General features: G+C 70.2%; 17 protein-coding genes. 3 read left to right on the top strand and 14 right to left on the bottom strand.

All coding sequences use genetic code 11. The features are described 5' to 3' along the window. Nucleotides 1–151 precede the first annotated feature (151 nt). From ACFWXC_RS08230 to ACFWXC_RS08215, 4 genes are all read right to left on the bottom strand, one after another. Nucleotides 152–1393: a cytochrome P450 gene (locus ACFWXC_RS08230; RefSeq protein ID WP_384474954.1), complete on the bottom strand. Its 1242-nt coding sequence runs from the start codon at nucleotides 1391–1393 to the stop codon at nucleotides 152–154. A 200-nt stretch (nucleotides 1394–1593) separates the two neighbouring features. Beyond that, a complete protein-coding gene (locus ACFWXC_RS08225; RefSeq protein WP_384474951.1) occupies nucleotides 1594–3198 on the bottom strand; it encodes an FAD-dependent oxidoreductase in 1605 nt (534 codons plus the stop codon). A 363-nt stretch (nucleotides 3199–3561) separates the two neighbouring features. Then, nucleotides 3562–4407: a mycofactocin-coupled SDR family oxidoreductase gene (locus tag ACFWXC_RS08220; RefSeq protein ID WP_384474948.1), complete on the bottom strand. Its 846-nt coding sequence runs from the start codon at nucleotides 4405–4407 to the stop codon at nucleotides 3562–3564. After that, a complete protein-coding gene (locus ACFWXC_RS08215) occupies nucleotides 4404–6236 on the bottom strand; it encodes a flavin-containing monooxygenase (protein ID WP_384474945.1) in 1833 nt (610 codons plus the stop codon). Before ACFWXC_RS08215 ends, ACFWXC_RS08220 begins: the two co-directional genes overlap by 4 nt. A 157-nt stretch (nucleotides 6237–6393) precedes the next feature. Between ACFWXC_RS08215 and ACFWXC_RS08210 the strand changes: the two genes are divergently transcribed. Together ACFWXC_RS08210 and ACFWXC_RS08205 are read left to right on the top strand one after the other, a co-directional pair. Further along, nucleotides 6394–7410 carry an LLM class flavin-dependent oxidoreductase gene (locus ACFWXC_RS08210; protein ID WP_384474942.1) on the top strand — a complete coding sequence of 339 codons (1017 nt, stop codon included), beginning with the start codon at nucleotides 6394–6396 and terminating at the stop codon, nucleotides 7408–7410. A gap of 55 nt (nucleotides 7411–7465) precedes the next feature. Continuing rightward, nucleotides 7466–7729 carry a NifU family protein gene (locus tag ACFWXC_RS08205; RefSeq protein WP_384474939.1) on the top strand — a complete coding sequence of 88 codons (264 nt, stop codon included), beginning with the start codon at nucleotides 7466–7468 and terminating at the stop codon, nucleotides 7727–7729. Nucleotides 7730–7812: 83 nt separating this feature from the next. On the opposite strand, the gene ACFWXC_RS08200 is transcribed toward ACFWXC_RS08205, so the two are convergent. The 10 genes from ACFWXC_RS08200 to ACFWXC_RS08155 form a co-directional block, all read right to left on the bottom strand. Continuing rightward, the gene (locus ACFWXC_RS08200; RefSeq protein WP_384474936.1) at nucleotides 7813–8376 is read right to left on the bottom strand and encodes a flavin reductase family protein; all 564 of its coding nucleotides are present in this window, start codon (nucleotides 8374–8376) and stop codon (nucleotides 7813–7815) included. Between the two features lie 33 nt (nucleotides 8377–8409). After that, entirely contained in the window at nucleotides 8410–9591 is a 1182-nt protein-coding gene (locus ACFWXC_RS08195; protein WP_384474933.1) for a hydroxylase, read from the bottom strand. Continuing rightward, nucleotides 9581–10504 (bottom strand): alpha/beta fold hydrolase, encoded by a 924-nt coding sequence (locus ACFWXC_RS08190; protein WP_384474930.1) that lies wholly within the window; start codon nucleotides 10502–10504, stop codon nucleotides 9581–9583. Before ACFWXC_RS08190 ends, ACFWXC_RS08195 begins: the two co-directional genes overlap by 11 nt. A 115-nt stretch (nucleotides 10505–10619) precedes the next feature. Next, nucleotides 10620–11630, bottom strand: coding sequence for a 4-hydroxy-2-oxovalerate aldolase (dmpG, locus tag ACFWXC_RS08185; protein WP_384474927.1), 1011 nt, complete (start codon nucleotides 11628–11630; stop codon nucleotides 10620–10622). Next, on the bottom strand, nucleotides 11627–12568 hold the full coding sequence (locus ACFWXC_RS08180; RefSeq protein ID WP_384474925.1) for an acetaldehyde dehydrogenase (acetylating): 942 nt from the start codon (nucleotides 12566–12568) through the stop codon (nucleotides 11627–11629). The genes dmpG and ACFWXC_RS08180 overlap by 4 nt, the downstream gene beginning before the upstream one ends. Next, nucleotides 12568–13368: a 2-keto-4-pentenoate hydratase gene (locus ACFWXC_RS08175; RefSeq protein ID WP_384474922.1), complete on the bottom strand. Its 801-nt coding sequence runs from the start codon at nucleotides 13366–13368 to the stop codon at nucleotides 12568–12570. Before ACFWXC_RS08175 ends, ACFWXC_RS08180 begins: the two co-directional genes overlap by 1 nt. A 114-nt stretch (nucleotides 13369–13482) precedes the next feature. Then, on the bottom strand, nucleotides 13483–14313 hold the full coding sequence (locus ACFWXC_RS08170; RefSeq protein WP_384474919.1) for an IclR family transcriptional regulator: 831 nt from the start codon (nucleotides 14311–14313) through the stop codon (nucleotides 13483–13485). Between the two features lie 172 nt (nucleotides 14314–14485). Further along, nucleotides 14486–15256, bottom strand: coding sequence for an SDR family NAD(P)-dependent oxidoreductase (locus ACFWXC_RS08165; protein WP_384474916.1), 771 nt, complete (start codon nucleotides 15254–15256; stop codon nucleotides 14486–14488). A 9-nt stretch (nucleotides 15257–15265) separates the two neighbouring features. After that, entirely contained in the window at nucleotides 15266–16057 is a 792-nt protein-coding gene (locus ACFWXC_RS08160) for an SDR family NAD(P)-dependent oxidoreductase (protein WP_384474913.1), read from the bottom strand. Nucleotides 16058–16130: 73 nt separating this feature from the next. Then, nucleotides 16131–17150 (bottom strand): GDSL-type esterase/lipase family protein, encoded by a 1020-nt coding sequence (locus tag ACFWXC_RS08155; protein ID WP_384474910.1) that lies wholly within the window; start codon nucleotides 17148–17150, stop codon nucleotides 16131–16133. Nucleotides 17151–17384: 234 nt separating this feature from the next. On the opposite strand from ACFWXC_RS08155, the gene ACFWXC_RS08150 reads away from it, so the two are divergent. Next, on the top strand, nucleotides 17385–18164 hold the full coding sequence (locus ACFWXC_RS08150; RefSeq protein ID WP_384474907.1) for an SDR family NAD(P)-dependent oxidoreductase: 780 nt from the start codon (nucleotides 17385–17387) through the stop codon (nucleotides 18162–18164). Nucleotides 18165–18206: the final 42 nt, after the last annotated feature.

Raw genomic sequence — 18206 nt, 5'->3', positions numbered from 1 at the left:
CTGGGGTGGTTGGGAAAGCCCACGGCCGGTTCGGGAGCGCGAAAGACGGAACGCGAGCGGCGTCCGCGCGGTGGAGTCGTGGACCGGCCCCGCCGCGGAGCACCGCTCGCGTCCAAGCTCGTCGTGCCCCGGTTCCCGGCCGGGTGGTGGGCTACCAGGCGACGGGCAGCTCGTAGATGCCGTAGGCCTGCGAGTCTTCCTTGAACTTCAGTTCCGACAGGTCGGCGGCCGGCCGCAGCGTCGGGATCCGGCGGAACAGCGTGCTGAAGACCACGTGGAGTTCGATACGGGCCAGCTGCTGGCCGATGCACTGGTGCGGACCCCAGCTGAACGCCATGTGATGGGCGGCCTTGCGGACGAGATCGAGCTTCTCGGGCTCCGGGAACGCCTCCGGGTCCCAGTTGGCCGCCGCCAGGGACGCGATGACGCCCTCTCCCGCGCGGATGACCTCGCCGTCGATCTCGATGTCCTCGGCGACCGCACGCCGGGCGAGCAGGTGCGGGATGGTCAGATACCGCAGCAGCTCCTCGACGGCGTTGGCCACGAACTTCGGATCGTCGCTGTTCTCCCGCAGGGCGGCGAGCTGATCGGGGTTCTCCAGGAGCAGGGCCGTACCCAGGGTGATCATGTTCGCGCTGGTGTCGTGGCCGGCGACGAGCAGGATGTGCCCGAGCGGGGCGGCCTCCGTCATGGACAGGTCGCCCGCCTTCACACGCTCGGCGAGGTCCGAGAGAACGTCCTCACCGGGGTCGTCCATCTTGGCCTCGATGAGCCCGGAGATGTACGCGCGCAGCACCCTGGCGGTCTCGGCGCCCTCCTCGGGCGTCTGGAACCGTGCGTTGGTGACCCCGGCGTGGTGCTGGAAGAAGTCGTGGTCCTCGTAGGGCACACCGAGCAGAGCGCAGATCATGAGGGACGGCAGGGGCAGCGACAGCGCCTCGTTCAGCTCCGTCGGGTTCGGGCCCGCGAGCATCCTGTCGATGAGGTCGTCGGTGATGCGCTGGATCTCCGGGCGCAGCTTCTCCATCCGGTGCCGGGTGAAAGAACTCGTCAGCATCCGGCGCCACCGCTGGTGCTCGGGGCCGTCGGTGTTGTTGATCGAGGGCTGCATCTGGCCCGCGTGCGCCTTCATCCCGGCGGTGGTGTGCGGATAGCCGGCAGCGCCGATGTCGGCACTGAGCCGTGGGTCGGCCAGCAACTGCCGCGCCGAGGCGTGCGTCGTGGCCAGCCAGGGGGTGGTGCCGTCCCAGGTCTCGACCTTGTGCACCGACCTGCCCGAGCCGTGCAGGGCGCGCAGACCCGGCGGCGGCGCGAACGGGCACTCCGCAGCCCGCGGCGAGGGGTACTTCGGAATCTCCTCCGTCGCGCCGGCACCGGTCACCTTCTCGGCCATGTCCGCACTCCTCTTCCTTGAATTCGCCGTCGGACGGCGCTGGTCCGCGCGTTCGTCACGACATCGACGGCACTGCGATGTGCACGCAAGGAATAATACTTCGACCGGTCGGTACAATCAATGAGAGTGTCGGCATTCGGCGCGAGACCGCGACCCTGTGCGGGTGGCGGCCTCCGGGCGCTGTGGGTGCGGAACGGGTGTCAGCCCGTCTTGTCACCGGCGAGATCGAGGACGGCTCGGTAGGCGAAGGCGAGGCTGCTGCCGATCGGGGTCCCGGCGCCCGGGTACACCCGTCCCGACATGGCCGCCGCCGTGTTCCCCGCGGCGTAGAGACCGGCGATCGCTCCGCCGTCGGGGCGCAGCACGCGTGCGTTCTCGTCCGTCTTGAGGCCGCCCTTGGTGCCGATGTCGGAGAGGACGATGGTCGCGGCGTAGAACGGCGCCGTGTCGACAGGCAGCAGCAGCTGATGGGCGAAGCCCGGTGAGGCCTTCGCCGGGTAGTTCATCACGGGCCCGGCGGGGAAGCCGACGATGTGGTGGTACATCTGGTCCCACGGGGTCTCGCCCCGGTGGAACCGCTCGTCCACCCCGGTACCGGAGTAACCGTTGTACTCCTCGACGGTCTTGTTCAGAGCCTCGTACGGCACCCCGATCAGCTCCGCCAGTTCCTCCAGGGTGTCCGCCTTCTTCAGCGCGCCCGACTCCAGCCACGCCGGGTCCGGCGCCTGGCCGGGGTCCCCGCCGATGCTGTCGCGGTCGAGCTGACGCTGGTCGAACACCCAGTGGCAGGGGATGTGGGAGACATCGGTGGTCGAGTGCAGGCGGACCAGTTCGTGGCCGGCCTGGTCGTAGGGGCGGGTCTCGTTCACGAAGCGCTCGCCGGCGCCGTTGACCCAGATGCCGCCGCGGGTTCCCGTGTGGAACACCGGCAGTCCGTCCGGCTGGACGAGTCCCGGTACGAACCATGCCTCGTCGAGGAGGTCGGTGGCGGCGCCCACCGCGATGCCGGCCTGGAGGGCGTCGCCGGTGTTGCCGGGGCAGCCGTTCGACCACGTGCCGTCCAGCGGCACCGCGTGGTACTTCTTGCGGAGTTCCCCGTTGCGTTCGAAGCCTCCGGCGGCGAGAAGCACTCCGCGCTCGGCGCGGAAGGTGGTCCGCTCACCCCCGCTCGTCGCCGTGACACCGACGACCCTGTCGTCCTCCAGCAGCAGGCTCTCCAGACGGGTGTTGACCCGCAGCTGCCCGTTGCCGGTCTCCAGGAAGGCCGTCAGGGCCCGGCCGATGAGTGCCCGGCCGCCGGTGAGCACGGCGGCGCGCTCTGCCCCCCAGCGTTCGGTGGGTATCGAGTCCCTTACCAGCGCGGCTCGTTCGCCCAGATCCGCTGCGGCTACGTCCGGCGGGAAGATGGTCCGCCCCGCCGGTGAGGAGCCCGGTACCCCCGCGAAGTAGTCGGGCACGGGTCCGTGGACGAACGACCGGAACCAGGGATTCTGCTCAAGCTCGTCGATCAGCTTCCGGCCTGCGTCCAGATAGGCGTCCTGCAGATGCTCCCTGGTGTCGTCCGCCACCACACTGCGCAGATAGGTCCTGGCGACCTCGCTTCCCTCCTCGACACCGGCCCGCAGCAGCGGCGCCGACCCCGGGAACCAGAGCCCCGCACCGGAGTAGGCGGTCGTACCGCCGACCCGGTCCGTCTTCTCGATCACGAGCGTGCGCAGGCCTCGCGACGCCGCGACGTAGGCCCCGACCAGACCACCTCCTCCGGATCCCACGACGACGACGTCGTAGTTCTCCCCACCGGCCATCACAGTCCTCCTCGTCTCAGGCTCTCGCGCCCGGCTCACCGAGCCGAGGACGACGTCCTGGAGCCTCGGGCGCCCGTCCCTGGCCGGACGCCCCCGGTACGCCCGCCCGTCCCCGCGCGCGGTTCTGCTGCTCGGCTGCCGCGCGCAGTGGATTCCGATCAGCCGGAGCCGGCGAGACAGCCCCCCGCCGGCCGGGCGACCGACCGGGGGCCCGGCCACCGAGGGGTCGCCGGTCGTCGTCATCGGGTGCGGTGCGGCGGGCTTGTGCGTTCGGGCGGCCGCGTCATCAGTGTGTTGTCGGCTTCAGGCACGCAGGTGGCGCGATTCCGGTGACCGGAACGGAATGTGCGGGACGCGCTGGAGTCAGCGGTTGGTGCGGCCGAGGTCCACCGGCAGCTGTATGCCGGTGACGTGACGTGCCTCGTCCGAGGCGATCCAGGCCACGGTCGCCGCGATGTCATCGGCCTGGCTCACGCCGTCGGGGAGGACGCCCTGGAAGAAGGCGCTCAGTTGCGGGTCCTTCTCCAGGATCGGCCGGATCCCGGGGACGAGTTTGGTGTCGACCCCGTGCGGATGAACGGAGTTCACCCGGATCCGGTGGTCCCCCAGTTCGTTCGCCAGGGTCTTGGCCAGTCCGGTGACCCCGTGCTTGGCCGCCACGTAGTCGGCGAGCAGCGGCAGCCCGCGCAGTCCGGCGACCGAGCTGGTGAAGACGATGGCGCCGCCGGTCCCCTGCTCGATCATGAGCGGCACGGCGGCCTTCACGGTGTGGAAGGCGCCGGTGAGATTGATGTCGAGCGTCGCGTTCCAGTGCTCCAGCTCGATCTCCCAGGTGCGGGCGAAGGTCGTCATACCGGCGTTGGCCACCACGACGTCCAGGCGGCCGAGTGCGCGGACACTCTCCTCCAGGGCCGCCCGTACGGCGGGGAAGTCGCGTACGTCGGCCTTGTGGGTGAGGACGCGCCGGCCGAGCTTCTCGACGAGCCGGGCCGTTTCGGCGAGGTCCTCGGGGGTCGCCCCCGGATACGTCGTGGTGGGGAGGTCCTCGCAGATGTCCAGCGCGATGATGTCCGCGCCCTCCGCGGCGAAGCGCACCGCCTCGGCCCTGCCCTGTCCGCGGGCGGCTCCGGTGATGAAGACGACCTTGCCCTGGAAGCGGTGCGCGTTCGGCGCGCTTGGCACGGGTGCCTCGGGAACGGTGCCGGTCATCGTGTGCTCCTTCGGTCGGCGGTCGGCTTCGGCGCCGGGGTGAGGCTCAGCTCGGCGAACTCGCCCCTGTGCCGCCACTCCTCCAGCATGGTGAAGTACGTCGTGGAGGTGCCCGGGTAGTTGACGTTCTTGCGGGGGCGGCCGTCGGGATCGCCCTCGTTGTTCCAGCGGCCCGGCGTGCAGTCCTTCAGGAAGCCGCCCGCGCCGAGGATGGCCAGGCCGGAACCGTCCGTCACCTGTCGGACGTACGCCTCCTCGCCCTGCCTGGTGACGTCCGCGATCACACCCCGCCGCTCGAACTCGGCCACGAGGAAGGCGACATGCTGTGCGGTCTCGTCCAGGGTGTGGCAGAAGTTCACGGCGGCGGTGCCCTGGGTGTAGTTCGGCGGCAGGAGGAAGAAGTTGGGGAAGCCGCTCGACATCACGCCGTGGAGAGTTTCCGGACCGTCCTTCCACTTCCGGGAGAGGATGAGGCCGTCGCGGCCGGTGACGTCGAATCCCACCCGGTCGACGTATGCGGAGTCCTGGTCAAAGCCGGTCGCCAGGATGATGCAGTCCAGCGGGTACTCGGCCTCGCCGACCACGACACCCCGCGGGGTGATCCGCCGGACGCCCTCGCCCTGGGTGTCGACCAGTTCGACGTTCGGCCGGTTGAAGGCCGGCAGGTACTCGTCGTGGAAGCAGGGGCGTTTGCACTGGTAGCGGTAGTAAGGCTTGAGTGCTTCCGCGGTCGCCGGATCCCGCACCACCTCGTCGATCCTGGCCCGGACGTGCTCCATGTGCCCCAGATCGGTCAACTCGCGCTGTTCCGCGAGCTCCTGGTGAGTCAGAGCGCCGTTCTCGTCGCGGCTGAGGATCGCGTGGTAGAAGACGGTCCAGCCGTCGCCGACCAGGTCCTCGGTGATCGGCTCGCCGTTGGTGACCGCGGTGAAGTTGTCCCGTCGCCGCTTCTGCCAGCCCGGCTCCAGGGACCGCGCCCACGCGTAGTCCGTCTCCCTGTTGTCCCGGACGGCGACCGTGGAGGGGGTGCGCTGGAACACGTAGAGCTTCTGGGCCGACTCGGCGAGCGGGGCCACGATCTGGATCGCACTGGCGCCGGTGCCGATGACACCGACGGTCTTGTCACCGAGTCCGGCGAGCGGGCTGGAGCTGTCGCCGCCGGTGTAGTCGTAGTCCCATCGCGAGGTGTGGAACAGCCTGCCCTCGAAGCCGTCGATGCCCTCGATCGCCGGCAGCTTGAGCGAGGTGAAGGAGCCGTGGGCCACCACCACGTACCGCGCCTGGAACTCGTCGCCGCGATCGGTGCGCACGCTCCACCTGGCGCTCTGCTCCTGCCACTTCAGCCCCGTCACCGAGGTGTGGAAGAGCGCGTGGTCGTAGAGCTCGAAGTGCCTGGCCAGCCGCTGGGCGTGGGCGAGGATCTCGGGGCCGTACGAGTAGCGGCGCCGGGGTATGTAGTCCAGCTCCTCCAGCATCGGCAGATACACGTACGACTCGACGTCGCACATCGCGCCCGGATACCGGTTCCAGTACCACACGCCGCCGACGTCTCCGCCCTTTTCGACGATGCGGATGCGTTCGACTCCGGCCTTGCGCAGGTGTGCCGCGGCGAGCAGGCCGCCGAACCCTCCTCCCACCACCATCACGTCGACCGTGTCGTGCAGCGGCTGACGTGGCACGACGTCCATGAAGGGGTCCTCGACGAGCTTCTCGCGTCCTGAGAGGTCCAGGATCTCCCGGCGCGAGGGATCGAGGCGCTTGTCCCGCTCGGCTCGGTACTTGGCGCGCGCCCGATCGAGATCCGTGGGCGCGGCCGAGGTGTGCGTCATCCCTGTATCTCCGTCCTGGGGCCTCCGACCAACGGGGTGAGTTTAGAAGAACAGTTAAATCATGTGAAGGTATCCGACACTTGAATCAGCTAACTCAATGCTACAATTCACGGTCTCAGCCGAGCAGCGCACGACACTTGCGGGAGGATCGGCGCACATGACTGGGTTCGGTATGCCCTGGCCGGGAGCGGATCTCGGCCGGGAGGCGGAGGCCGCGGGCGTCGCGGCCTTCTGCACCGGCGAGTTCGCGGACCACGACGCCTATGTCACGGTCGCCGGGATGGTCGCGTCGACCCGTGGCGCTCTCATCGGCCCGGCGATCGCCTACGGGTTCTCGCGTACGCCGTTCGCCCACGCGACGGCGATCCGCGACCTGTGGAAGCAGGCGCCCGGACGCGTCTTCGCGGGCCTGGGCTCGGGGGCGTTCGCCATCAATCGTGACTGGTGCGGTGTGGCCGCGGACCGTCCCGTGGCACGGATGTCCGAGCTGGTGAGGGCCGTACGAGCGTGGCTGCACGCCGAGAACGGTCAACGCATCGGCTTCGAGGGCGAGTTCTACCGGATCGACGCGCGGGTGAAGGCACCGGTACTGGGCCGGATCGACGTGCCGATCCTGCTGGCCGGGTTCCAGCGCGGGATGGCGACCGCCGCCGGCCGCACGGCCGACGGGATCATCGGCCACGGACTCTTCACGGACGACTGGTGGGACAGCGTCGTCCGGCCGGCCGTCGAGGCCGGCGCGCGCCGGAGCGAACACGACCGGCGGCCGCTGGAGCACGGCTGGCTGCTGACCGCGATCGACGACGACGATCCCGAGCGTGCCGTCACCGACATGCGCCGGATGATCGCCTTCTACCTGACCGTACGCACCTACGACGCGTTCGCCGCACACCACGGCTGGACCTCCCAGGTCGAGAAGATCCGGGAGGCGTTCGCCGACGGGCGGTTCGACGACATGGGGCGGGCCGTGACGGACGACATGGTCGACGCCATCGCGCTGTGCGGCAGCACCGCCGACGCGACGGCCGCCCTGCGCCGGCGCCGGGGATCGATCGCCCGTGACGTCGCCTACTTCGCGCCGCCGTCGTTCATGGTCGGCGAGCGCCGCCGTCAGGCCTACGCACGTTCCAGTCTGGCGCTGATGGACACACTCGGCGCCACCGAAGCGCCCTGAGAGGGATGCCCCGCAAACACCGGGCACGCTCACCCCACGACAGAGGAGACCGGCCATGCCGCAAGCACAGGACGTCGTCAAGGAAGTGCTCGAACTGCTGGAACCGATGGTCGCCCCCGACGGCGGCTCCATCCAGCTCGCGGAGTTCGCTCCCGAGCAGTCCCGTCTCACGGTCGACTACTCCCGGGGCCACAACGACGCCTGCGCCACGTGCGTGCTCGACGGCGAGTCGCTCAAGGCGTTCATCGAGGAGGGGCTCCAGACCCGCGGCATCGAACTGGCCGAGGTCACCGTGCGCGAGCCGGACCTGGCCGGCTGAGGCCGCTCCCTCACCCGGCCACGCGGCGGAGCGGGCGGCGAGTCCTGGGACCCGCCGCCCGCTCCGCGTTCGCGGCACCGCCGCTACCAGCCGACGAGCCGGTCCAGTACCAGTGAAGTGGTGGAGAAGTAGTCGCCGTAGCCGCCGCGGAAGAACAGCAGCGGTGTCTTGGCCGACTCGGCGCGCAGGGCATGGACCCGCCCCACCGCCAGGTAGTGGTCGCCGATCTCGACGACCTCCGCGAGTTCGCAGTCGATCCAGGCGACCACGCCGTCGAGCACGGGGTTTCCCAACGGCGAGAGCCGCCAGGGGACGCCGTCGAAGCGGTCGGCACTCCTGGCCGCCATCGACCGGCACAGGACCTCCTGGTCGGCCGCCAGTGCGTTGACGCAGTAGCGGCCGGCCGCCCGGATCCTGGGGAAGGTCCCGGAGGAGCGGTCCGCCAGGAAGGCCACCAGGGGCGGATCGAGGGAGACCGACGTGAAGGATCCGACGATCATCCCCTCGGGCCGGCCTCCGGGCACCCCCGCCGTGATGGCCACCACGCTCGTGGGGAAGTTCCCCAGCACCTGGCGGAAGTGGGTCCTGTCGTTCGGGGAGTCCCGGAGTTCGGGGGAAGAGGCGTTCGTGCCGCTCTCAGTGTGCATGGGTTCTCTCCTCCTCGCCCGCAGCACCGGAGTTCAGATCAGCACCCGCAGCTGCGGAGGCAGTTCGAGACCCATCTGTGCCAGGGAGTTGGCGTGGTAGGCCGCACCCGGCACATGGATCATGTGGGCCAGGCCGACATGCGCGTCCCGCCAGTAGCGCTGCAACGGGTTGTCACGCCGGATGACGTTGCCCCCGGACCTCGCGAAGATCTCGTCGAGGGCCGACACCGCCCGCCAGGCGCAGCGCACCTGGTTGCGCCGGACCCTGGAGCGCTCCTCGACGGACACCGGCTCTCCGGCCGCGACCTGGTCGTACACCCGGCTGATGCCGTCGATCAGCTGCACACGGGAGGCGGCGATCTCCGAGGCGGCCTCGCCCGCCGAGTAGAGCACGTACGGGTCGTCGCGCACCTGCACACCGGTCACCGCGACCCGGTCGCGCTGCTGGGCCAGATGGACGTCGAGGGCTCCCTCGCAGATGCCGATGACGGCCGAGGTGATCCCGAGCGGGAACATCGAGGTGAACGGCAGCCGGTAGAGGGCTTCGGTGACGCCGTTGCCCACCGCCGCCTCCCCGGCCGACACCTCGTCCTGGTTGACGGTGCGGTAGGCGGGGATGAACGCGCCGTCGACGACGACGTCCTTGCTGCCGGTGCCGGACAGTCCGATGACGTCCCAGGTGTCGTCGACGATCTCGTACGACGCCCTGGGCAGGATCACGTGCAGGACGCTCGGCGGCGAGGCCGGCCTGCCCTTGCCGTCCCCGACGAGCGCGCCGAGGAACACCCAGTCGCAGTGGTCGGTCCCGGACGAGAAGGGCCACCGCCCGGAGAGGACGTAGCCGCCGTCCACCGGCTCGGCGATCCCGTTCGGCATGTAAGGGGAGGCGATCCAGGTGTCCTGGTTCTCGCCCCATATCTCCTGGGCGACCCGCGGGTCCATCTGGGCGACTTCCCACGGGTGGACTCCCACGACCCCGCACACCCAGCCGGCGGCACCGTCGTGCCGGGCCACGGTCATGACGGCTTCGGCGAAGTCGCGGGGGTGGGCCGCGTAGCCGCCGAACTTGGTCGGCTGGAGCAGGCGCAGCACGCCGGCGGAGCGCAGGAGACTCACGGTCTCGTCGCTCAACTTGCCCAACTTCTCGTTCTCGACGGCCAGTTCCGCCAGCTTCGGACCGTACTGCTCGACTCGTTCGACGACTTCATGCGCCATGCCCGGCACCTTCCACTTCCGCTGTCTTCCGGGTGAGGAACTCCAGTACCACTCGTTCGAACTCGGTCTTGCGCTCCACCTGCACCCAGTGGCCGCAGCGGGCGAAGGTGTGCAACTCGACCTCCGGCAGCCACCGGGTGGCGAAGTGCGCCTGGTCGTAGGGGAGCATGCGGTCGTCCCGGCCCCACAGCAGCAGGGTCGGGGTGGTGAAGGCCGCCGCCTTGGTCCACAGGGGCGTGTACTTCTCCCGCAGGGCGGGATGGAACATCGACCCGATGATCTTCCGGGTCTTGTCGATGACGCCCTTCTCCAGGGCGTTGTGCATACGCTCGTCGATGAGTTCGTCGGTGATCCTGCCGTGGTCGCTGACCATGGTCCGGACCCAGGCGATCATGCGCTCCCGGGTGGGATCGTCGAGGAACTCGAAGAGCCGTACGAAACCCTCGCTCGGCTCGGCGGCGAACAGCCCCACGGAGAGTCCGCCCGATCCCATGAGAGCCAGCTTCCGGACCCGTTCGGGATGCAGGGCGGCGAGCTCCGCCGCGACCGCGCCGCCCATGGAATTGCCGACGAACACGGCCGACTCGATGCCCAGTTCGTCCATCAGGCCGGCGATCCGGCGCGCCGCGGCCACCGGATAGACCTCGGTGAGCTCCGGCAGGTCGCTGCCGCCGAATCCCGGGAGGTCGGGCGCGATCGTGCGGAAGTGCTCGGCGAAGACCGGCAGGTTGTGGCGGAAGTTCGACCAGGCGCTGACACCGGGCCCCGATCCGTGCAGCAGGAACAGCGGCTCGCCCTCACCGGACTGGTGGTAGGCGAAGGTGAGCCCGTCCACGTCGAGGGTGGCCCTGCTCGACTCGAAGGTGAGGGCGGTCGTCAGGTCTGCCTGTGCTCCGGCTCGGGATGTTTCCATTTCCATGCCTCCCAGTCCGGGTCGAGGATGTGGCGGCCCGGGGTACGGATCGATGTGGTGGTCCGGCCCGGGGTCCTGGACATCGACCGGGCCGGGAAGACCGGCGTCCGGGACGTCAGGACTTCTGGGTCTGGAGGGTCAGTGCGATGTCGATGAGCATGTCCTCCTGGCCGCCGACGAGTTGGCGGCGGCCCGCCTCGACGAGGATCTCCCGGGTGTCGACGCCGTACAGCCGCGCCGCGTTCTCGGCGTGGCGCAGAAAACTGCCGTACACGCCGGCGTACCCGATGGTGAGGGTCTCCCGGTCCACCCGCACGGGGCGGTCCTGGAGCGGCCGGACGAGATCGTCGGCGGCGTCCTCCAGCATGAACAGGTCGCAACCGGTCTTCCAGCCCTTGAGGTTGGCGACCGCCACGAACGGCTCGATGGGGTTGTTGCCCGCGGCGGCGCCCTGTCCGGCCAGCGAGGCGTCGACGCGGTAGGCGCCCTCCTCCACCGCGGCGAGGGAGTTGGCGACGCCTAGCGAGAGGTTCTCGTGGGCGTGGATGCCGATCTGCGTGTCGTCGTCGAGTACGTCCCGGTAGGCCCTGACCCGGTCGCGGACGTCCTCCGAGGTGAGCCGGCCGGCGGAGTCGGTGATGTAGACGCAGTGCGCGCCGTAGGACTCCATCAGCTTCGCCTGCCGGGCGAGTTCGGCCGGCGGGAGCATGTGGCTCATCATCAGGAACCCGGAGACGTCCATGCCGAGTTCACGGGCTTCGGCGATGTGCTGCGCCGCCACGTCCGCCTCGGTGCAGTGGGTGGCGACCCGTACCGAACGCACGCCCAGGTCGAAGGCCTTGCGGAGTTCGGCGATGGTGCCGACGCCGGGCAGCAGCAGGGTCGTGATGATCGCGCGCGCGGCGTGGGCGACGGCAGCCTCGATCCACTCCCAGTCGGTGTGGCTGCCGGGCCCGTAGTTGAGGCTGGCGCCGGCCAGGCCGTCGCCGTGGCTGACCTCGATGGCCGCCACTCCGGCCCGGTCGAGGGCGGCGACGATCCGGCCGACCTGCTCGGGCTCGATGCGGTGCCGGATGGCGTGCATGCCGTCGCGCAGGGTCACGTCCTGGACGTAGATCTCGGTCATCGGGCCACCAGCTCCGCCTGCTCGACGATCCGCTCGGCGACGCGCAGCGCGGCGGACGTCATGATGTCGAGGTTGCCCGCGTAGGCGGGCAGGTAGTGCGCGGCTCCCTCGACCTCCAGGAACACCGACACCTTGGTGTCGACCGGGCCGGACCCCTCGGGCAGCAAGGTCGCTGCCTCGGTCCGCTCGATCGGGGTGAACTGCACGTCCTGCACCAGGCGGTAGCCCGGCACATAGGTGGCGACCTCGGCCACCATCTCCTCGACGGACCGGCGGATCTCGTCGTGGTCGGCCTGGCCGACCAGACAGAACACCGTGTCCCGCATGATCAGCGGTGGTTCGGCCGGATTGAGGATGATGATCGCCTTGCCGCGGCGGGCGCCGCCCACCGTCTCGATGGCGTGGGCGGTGGTCTCGGTGAACTCGTCGATGTTGGCCCGGGTGCCCGGACCCGCGGAGCGCGAGGCGACGGACGCGACGATCTCCGCGTACGGCACCTCGGTCACCCGGGAGACGGCGGCCACGATCGGGATGGTGGCCTGTCCGCCGCACGTCACCATGTTGATGTCCGGGGCGTCGAGGTGTTCGCCGAGGTTGACCGGAGGGATCACGAAGGGGCCGAGCGCCGCCGGTGTCAGGTCCACCAGCCGCCGCCCGGACCCTTCCAGCGCCCGCGCGTTGGCGACATGGGCGGCGGCACTGGTCGCGTCGAGCACGATCCGGACCCGCTCGAACTCCGGCATGCGGAGCAGGCCCTCGACCCCCTCCGCCGTCGTCGCCACGCCGAGGCGGGCGGCGCGGGCCAGGCCGTCCGACTCGGGGTCGATCCCCACCATGGCCAGTGCCTCGAGGTTCTTAGAGGTGCGTTTGATCTTGATCAGCAGGTCGGTTCCGATGTTGCCCGACCCGATGATCGCGACTCCCACCCTGTCCGTCATCACTCTCCCTTGTCCTCCGAGAAGCGGGCGGTGATGGTGCCGAGCGGCTCGATCGTCACCTCGAAGACGTCCCCGGGGAGCACCGGGACCATCGGCCCGAGCGCCCCGGAGAGCACCAGGTCCCCCGCGCGCAGCGGCGAACCGAACTCGATCGCGGTCGCGGCGAGCCAGCCGAGCGCGTTGAGCGGGTCCCCGAGACAGGCGCGGCCCGTGCCGCTGGAGACGGTCTCGCCGTCGCGCCGCATCGTCATGACCGTGTCCACCGGCTCGAAGGCGTCCAGCGACCGTCCTTCGCCACCGAGCACGAAGACCCCGGACGAGGCGTTGTCGGCCACGGTGTCCGTGATGCCGATCTTCCAGTCGGCGATACGGCTGTCGACGATCTCCACGGCCGGGTAGGCCGCTGCCACGGACTCCCGGAGCGCGGACAGGTCGTCGGCATCGGCGAGGTCACGGCACAGCAGGAACGCCACCTCGGCCTCGGCCTTGGGCTGCAACAGCCTGCCGTAGGGAACCACGTCACCGTCGGCGTAGCGCATGTCGTCGAAGAGGACACCGAAGTCGGGCCGGTCGACGCCCACTTGCGACTGCACCGCCGCGGAGGTCAGTCCGATCTTCCGGCCGATCAGCCGGGCGCCGGCGGCAAGCCTGTGTTCGGTGACGGTCTGCTGCACCCGGTAGGCGGTCGCGATGTCGGTCCCGCCGATGAGGTCGGTGACCGGCCCGCAGGCCCGTCCGGTGGCACTCGCGTGCTCCAGCCGGGTGGCCGCCGCGAGAACGGCGTCCGTCCCGGCCGTCATGAGTGTCCGCCGCGGGCCGCGGTCCACCCGGACCGCGGTGTGCGCGGCCGGCGGATCGCGGCCGGGACCGGTCGTCGCGGGTTGGCGGTCATCACCGCTTCGTCCATCACGCCCTCATCGTCCGGCGTCGGCCACGCCGGCGGACGCCATGTGTCCGCTGAGCGGGACAGAAGTGATCAGCGGGCGCGGGCGGGGGCGGGGCGTGGAGGTCGCCGTCAGGCGGCGGGAGATCTCCGCGGCTATCCATTTCACGTGGAACTTCAACTCGTCGACGCGGATGCGCTCCTGGGGGCCGCATACCGAGATGCCGGCGATCGCCTGGTTCATGACGAGTACGGGTGCGGCCACACACGCCACCCCGGAGACGGACTCGCCGGCCTCCGTGGCGTATCCGGTGCTGCGGATCCGTGCGAGGACGGCTTCCAGGGCCTGGGGGGTGGCGATGCTCGCCTCCGTACGGCGGCCCAGACCGCTCCAGAGGTACTCGTCCACCACCTCCTTGGGCGAGTGGGCGAGGATCGCCTTGCCCACCGCGGTGCAGTGCGCAGGGAAACGGCCCCCGATCCTGGACGGCAGGGTGCCGGCGAAGCTCCCGCCGACCTTGTCCAGATACACGACGTCCTGCCGGTCGAGTACCGCCAGGTGCACCACGTGTCCGGTGGCCGTGCACAGTTCCTGCAACAGGGGCCTGGCGGCCTCGTTCATCCGGGTGCGGTGCACGACGAGGCTGCCGATCTCGAACATGCGCAGCCCCAGCCGGTACTCGTTGTCGTACCTGCTCAGCAGACGGGCGTTGACCAGTTGCTGGAGGATCCGGTGCACGGAGGAGCGCGGGAGACCGCTGCGGGCGCTGATCTGCCCCAGGTTGAGCGGTCCGGTGGACCGCTCGAAGACACCCAGGATCATGACGACCCTGTCGACCATGCTGGACGGGGATTCGGACACGGTGACCTCCTGAGCATCCCTGGACGGCGGCCTGGTCGGCACCGGGCGTCGTCCAACGGGTCCCTCATGGGGAAAGACTTCATCGGCTCTGCATCGTCAGATCACTGCGGACTCCCGGCGGAGCCCGCTCTTGGTCGGAGCGGCTCGTCCCGGCCTCTCGGCCGGGCCTTGATCAGACAGGTAACTCCCGGTAGGGGCCGGCCAGATGACCGCCGTCGGCGGTGAACTGGGACCCGGTGCAGTACGACGCCTCGTCCGAGGCGAGGAAGAGGGCCATGGCCGCGACCTCCTCGGAGCGGCCCATCCGGGCCAGGGGCTGCCGCCCCACGGTGCGGGCCAGCCTCGCGGCCCGGGCCTCGCCGATCGAGCGGACCAGAGGTGTGTCGATGACCCCCGGGTGCAGGGAGTTGACCCGGATCCCGAGTGGGCCCAGATCGATCGCCATCGACCGGGTGAGTCCGGTCAGCGCGTGCTTCGACGCGACATAGCTCGCCATCGAGCCGATGCCGGTCAGCCCGTCGATCGAGGACACGTTGACGACCGAGGCGCCACGGCCCTTCCGCAGCAGGGGCAGCAGGGCGCGGATGCCGTAGAAGGCGCCGTGGACGTTGACATCGAAGAGCCGGAGGTGGTCCTCGATGTCGAGCTCGTCCACCCGGCCCAGCCGTGCGGGTGCGATCCCCGCGTTGTTGACCAGGACGTCCAGACGCCCGAACCGCTCCCGCACGGTGTCGGCGGCGGCGCTCCAGTCCGCGACGGAGGTGACGTCGAGGTGGAGGTAGCTGCCCGCCACCGAACGCGCGGTCGCCTCGCCGCACTCGTCCAGTACGTCGCTGACGACGACCTCGGCGCCCTCCCGCGCGAACAGAGCGGCCTCGCAGGCGCCTTGGCCGCGCGCGGAGCCGGTGATCAGCGCCACCTTGCCCTGCAGTCTTCCTGTCATGATCGCCCCTCAGGCCATGGACGCGCCGCCGTTGACGCGGATCACGTGTCCGGTGACGCAGCGGCTCGCGTCCGACGCCAGATAGAGCACGGCGTACGCGGAGTCGACGGCTTCGGCCACCGTTCCCAGCGGAGCGGCGGCGGCCATCCTGCTCGCGAGCTGGTCGAACCCGCTCTGCTGAAACTCGCCCGCGTCGTCCACGTGCCGCCGCCGGGTGATGCCGGTGTCCGTCCAGCCGGGGGCGACGCCGTTGACGCGGATGCCCCGGGGTCCCAGTTCGACGGCGAAGGTCCGGGTCAGCGCCTCGCCGCCTTTCTTGGCTGCGGCGTAGGAGCCGGTGCCGGAGGTGGCGAAGTCGATGATCGTGGAGAGTGTGTTGACGATGCTCGACCCCGGCCGCATCACGCGGGCCGCGGCCTGGCTGCCGTAGAGGACGCTCTTGAGGTTGACCGACAGGATGCGGTCGAACTCGTCCGGCGGGACCTCCACGAGCGGGCGGCGGATCATGATGCCCGCGTTGTTGACGAGGACGTCCAGCCGTCCGAGTCCGGAGACGGTCTCGTCGACCAGTGCGCCCATGGCGGCCGGGTCCGCCACGTCCACCCGGCGGGCCACGGCCTCCCCGCCTTCCTCCTTGATGCCGGCCACGGTCTCCTCGGCGCTCGACTCGTCCAGATCGGCGACGACGACCCGGGCGCCGGACGCGGCGAGAACACCCGCGCTCGCCCGCCCGATGCCGCTCCCCGCACCGGTGACGACGGCCACCTTTCCGGTCAGCCGGAACACGTTCGACGGGTCCATCTCACTCCTCCCCGCCGTGGTGCGGCGGTGCTGCGCTGGTGCGGTCACTGGCTGACGGCCTGCGGACGGCTCGTCATGGCGCACCGGCCCGTGTGTGGGCCAGGTTCCGTCCGAGCCCGGCGGCGACGTGCGGGACGACGCCCTCGGCGAGGCTGCGGTGCCCCTCGTCCCCTGGATGGATGCCGTCCACGAGGTGTTCGGGCGGCACCAAGTGCAGCCCCGGTACGAGGGTCACGCGGTCGTCACCTCTCGCCACGGCGAACCGGCGCACCGATTCCTCCAGCGCGGCACGGAGATCGGCGAGGCTCGCGCCGAACCGGTTGGGGACGCGCTCCGCGTCGGGACGGACGATCGGGCTCACCACCACGACCGGAACCTCGGGAAGGCCTTCGCGCAGGGCGGTGAGGTAGAGCCGCATCGTCTCGGCGATCTGGGCGGTGCTGGTCGGCAGGGACGAGTAGGCGTTGGTTCCCCAGGCCAGGGTGACGACTTCCGCCCCGGAAGCGGCCAGTACGTCGGCGGTCAGGAGTTCGCCGCGCGCCGCCCCCGCGAAGCCGAGGTTGACCAGGTCGAGTCCGAGGGTGTCGGCGACCTGTGAGGGCCACGCCAGGCCGGGCTCCGTGACCGACCAGCCCTGCGTGACGGAGTCGCCGTAGACCACCCAGAGGGGGCCCCGCGCAGCGGGTTCCAGGAGGTGGTCGCCCGCGAGACCGACCACCGTCACCTCGGCCGACTCGGGCAGGTACACCCGCACCACACGGTCCCGGTCCCGCTCCGGCAACCGCACACGCACGGTTCCGTCCCGGGAGGGCAGGGGGATCAACTGAGAGGGGCTTCCCGGCATTCGTACGACGAATCCCTCGGGGACGGTGGGAGCCGGCACGGTGGTCCGCTCCCCCACCTCCACCCTCAGCTCGACCGTCGACACCGGGCCGGTGAAGGCGAGATGGACGCCGGCCGGCACGCGGGCGGCCCGCACGGTGTCGGCCGGCAGCTTCGCGCACCCCGCGAGCGGCAGCCGTGAGCCGCCGTCGGCCCACGACAGTCCCGGCAGCACACCACGGAGAAAGGGTTCCGGCTCCACCTGGATCATTCGGGGTTCACCTCTCCATCGGGCGGCGGGCGCGGATCCGTGCGGCACGGTCGCGGTGTCCCGCTCCCTCAAGTCCGGACTTCGGCCGGGGCGTTGAACACTTCTCGCTTATTCATCTAACTTCTTTAACGGATATGGCTATATTAACGAGGTGGCTCCACCGGGCGTCAAGGAACGTGTCAGCACCTTCTGCGACGCCTTGCGGACCGGCCCCTCGGCAGAGAGGGAGGCAGGATGGGCATCACCGAGCTCACACCGGACTACCGCGGTTTGATCGATCTCAAGGGCAGACATGTGCTGGTACTCGGCGGGGGGCTGGGCATCGGTCGGCAGACCTGTCTCGCCGCGGCGAACGTCGGTGCCAGGGTGTCCGTGGTGGACAGGGACCCCGAGCGTGCCGCCGCGGTCGCCGACGAGGTCGACGGCCTGGCCCTCACCGGTGACGCCACCGACCGCGCGGACGTGGAACGGCTGGTCGCCGAGGCCGTCGCACGCTTCGGGCCGCTGCACGGGCTGGCGGACATCGTCGGCATCTCCGACAACGGCCCTTTGGGCGAGGTAACCGACGAACTCTGGCAGCGCGGGCTCGATCTGAATCTCCGTCATGTCTTCCTCGCCCTGCAGATCGGCGCGAGGGCCATGACGGAGGGCGGCTCCATGGTGTTCGTCGGTTCCGTCTCGGGTCTGCGGTCCGCTCCCCACCACGCCGTCTACGGTGCGGCGAAGGCCGGCCTCGTGAACCTGGTCAGTACGGCGTCCCTCGAACTCGGCCCGGACATCCGGGTGAACGTCGTGGCACCCGGCCAGACGGCGACCCCCCGCGTGGCCGAGCGGCACCCCGAACCCGACTACTACGACAAGGCCGCCGCACAGGTGCCGTTGGGACGGGTGGGCAGGACGAGCGACATCGCGTCGGCCATCCTGTTCTTCCTGACGGACCTCTCGGCCTGGATCACGGGCCAGACCCTGGTGGTGGACGGCGGCGCGGGCCGGAAGTTCGCCTACCACCTCTGATGCGTCCACGGCGGGCCGGTGCGGATCCGGGCACCCCGGATC

This window comes from Streptomyces sp. NPDC058683, assembly GCF_042716195.1.
Taxonomy (GTDB): Bacteria; Actinomycetota; Actinomycetes; order Streptomycetales; family Streptomycetaceae; genus Streptomyces.
The sequence above is the reverse complement of the archived record's forward strand: the minus strand, read 5'-3'. Positions and strand labels throughout refer to the sequence as shown.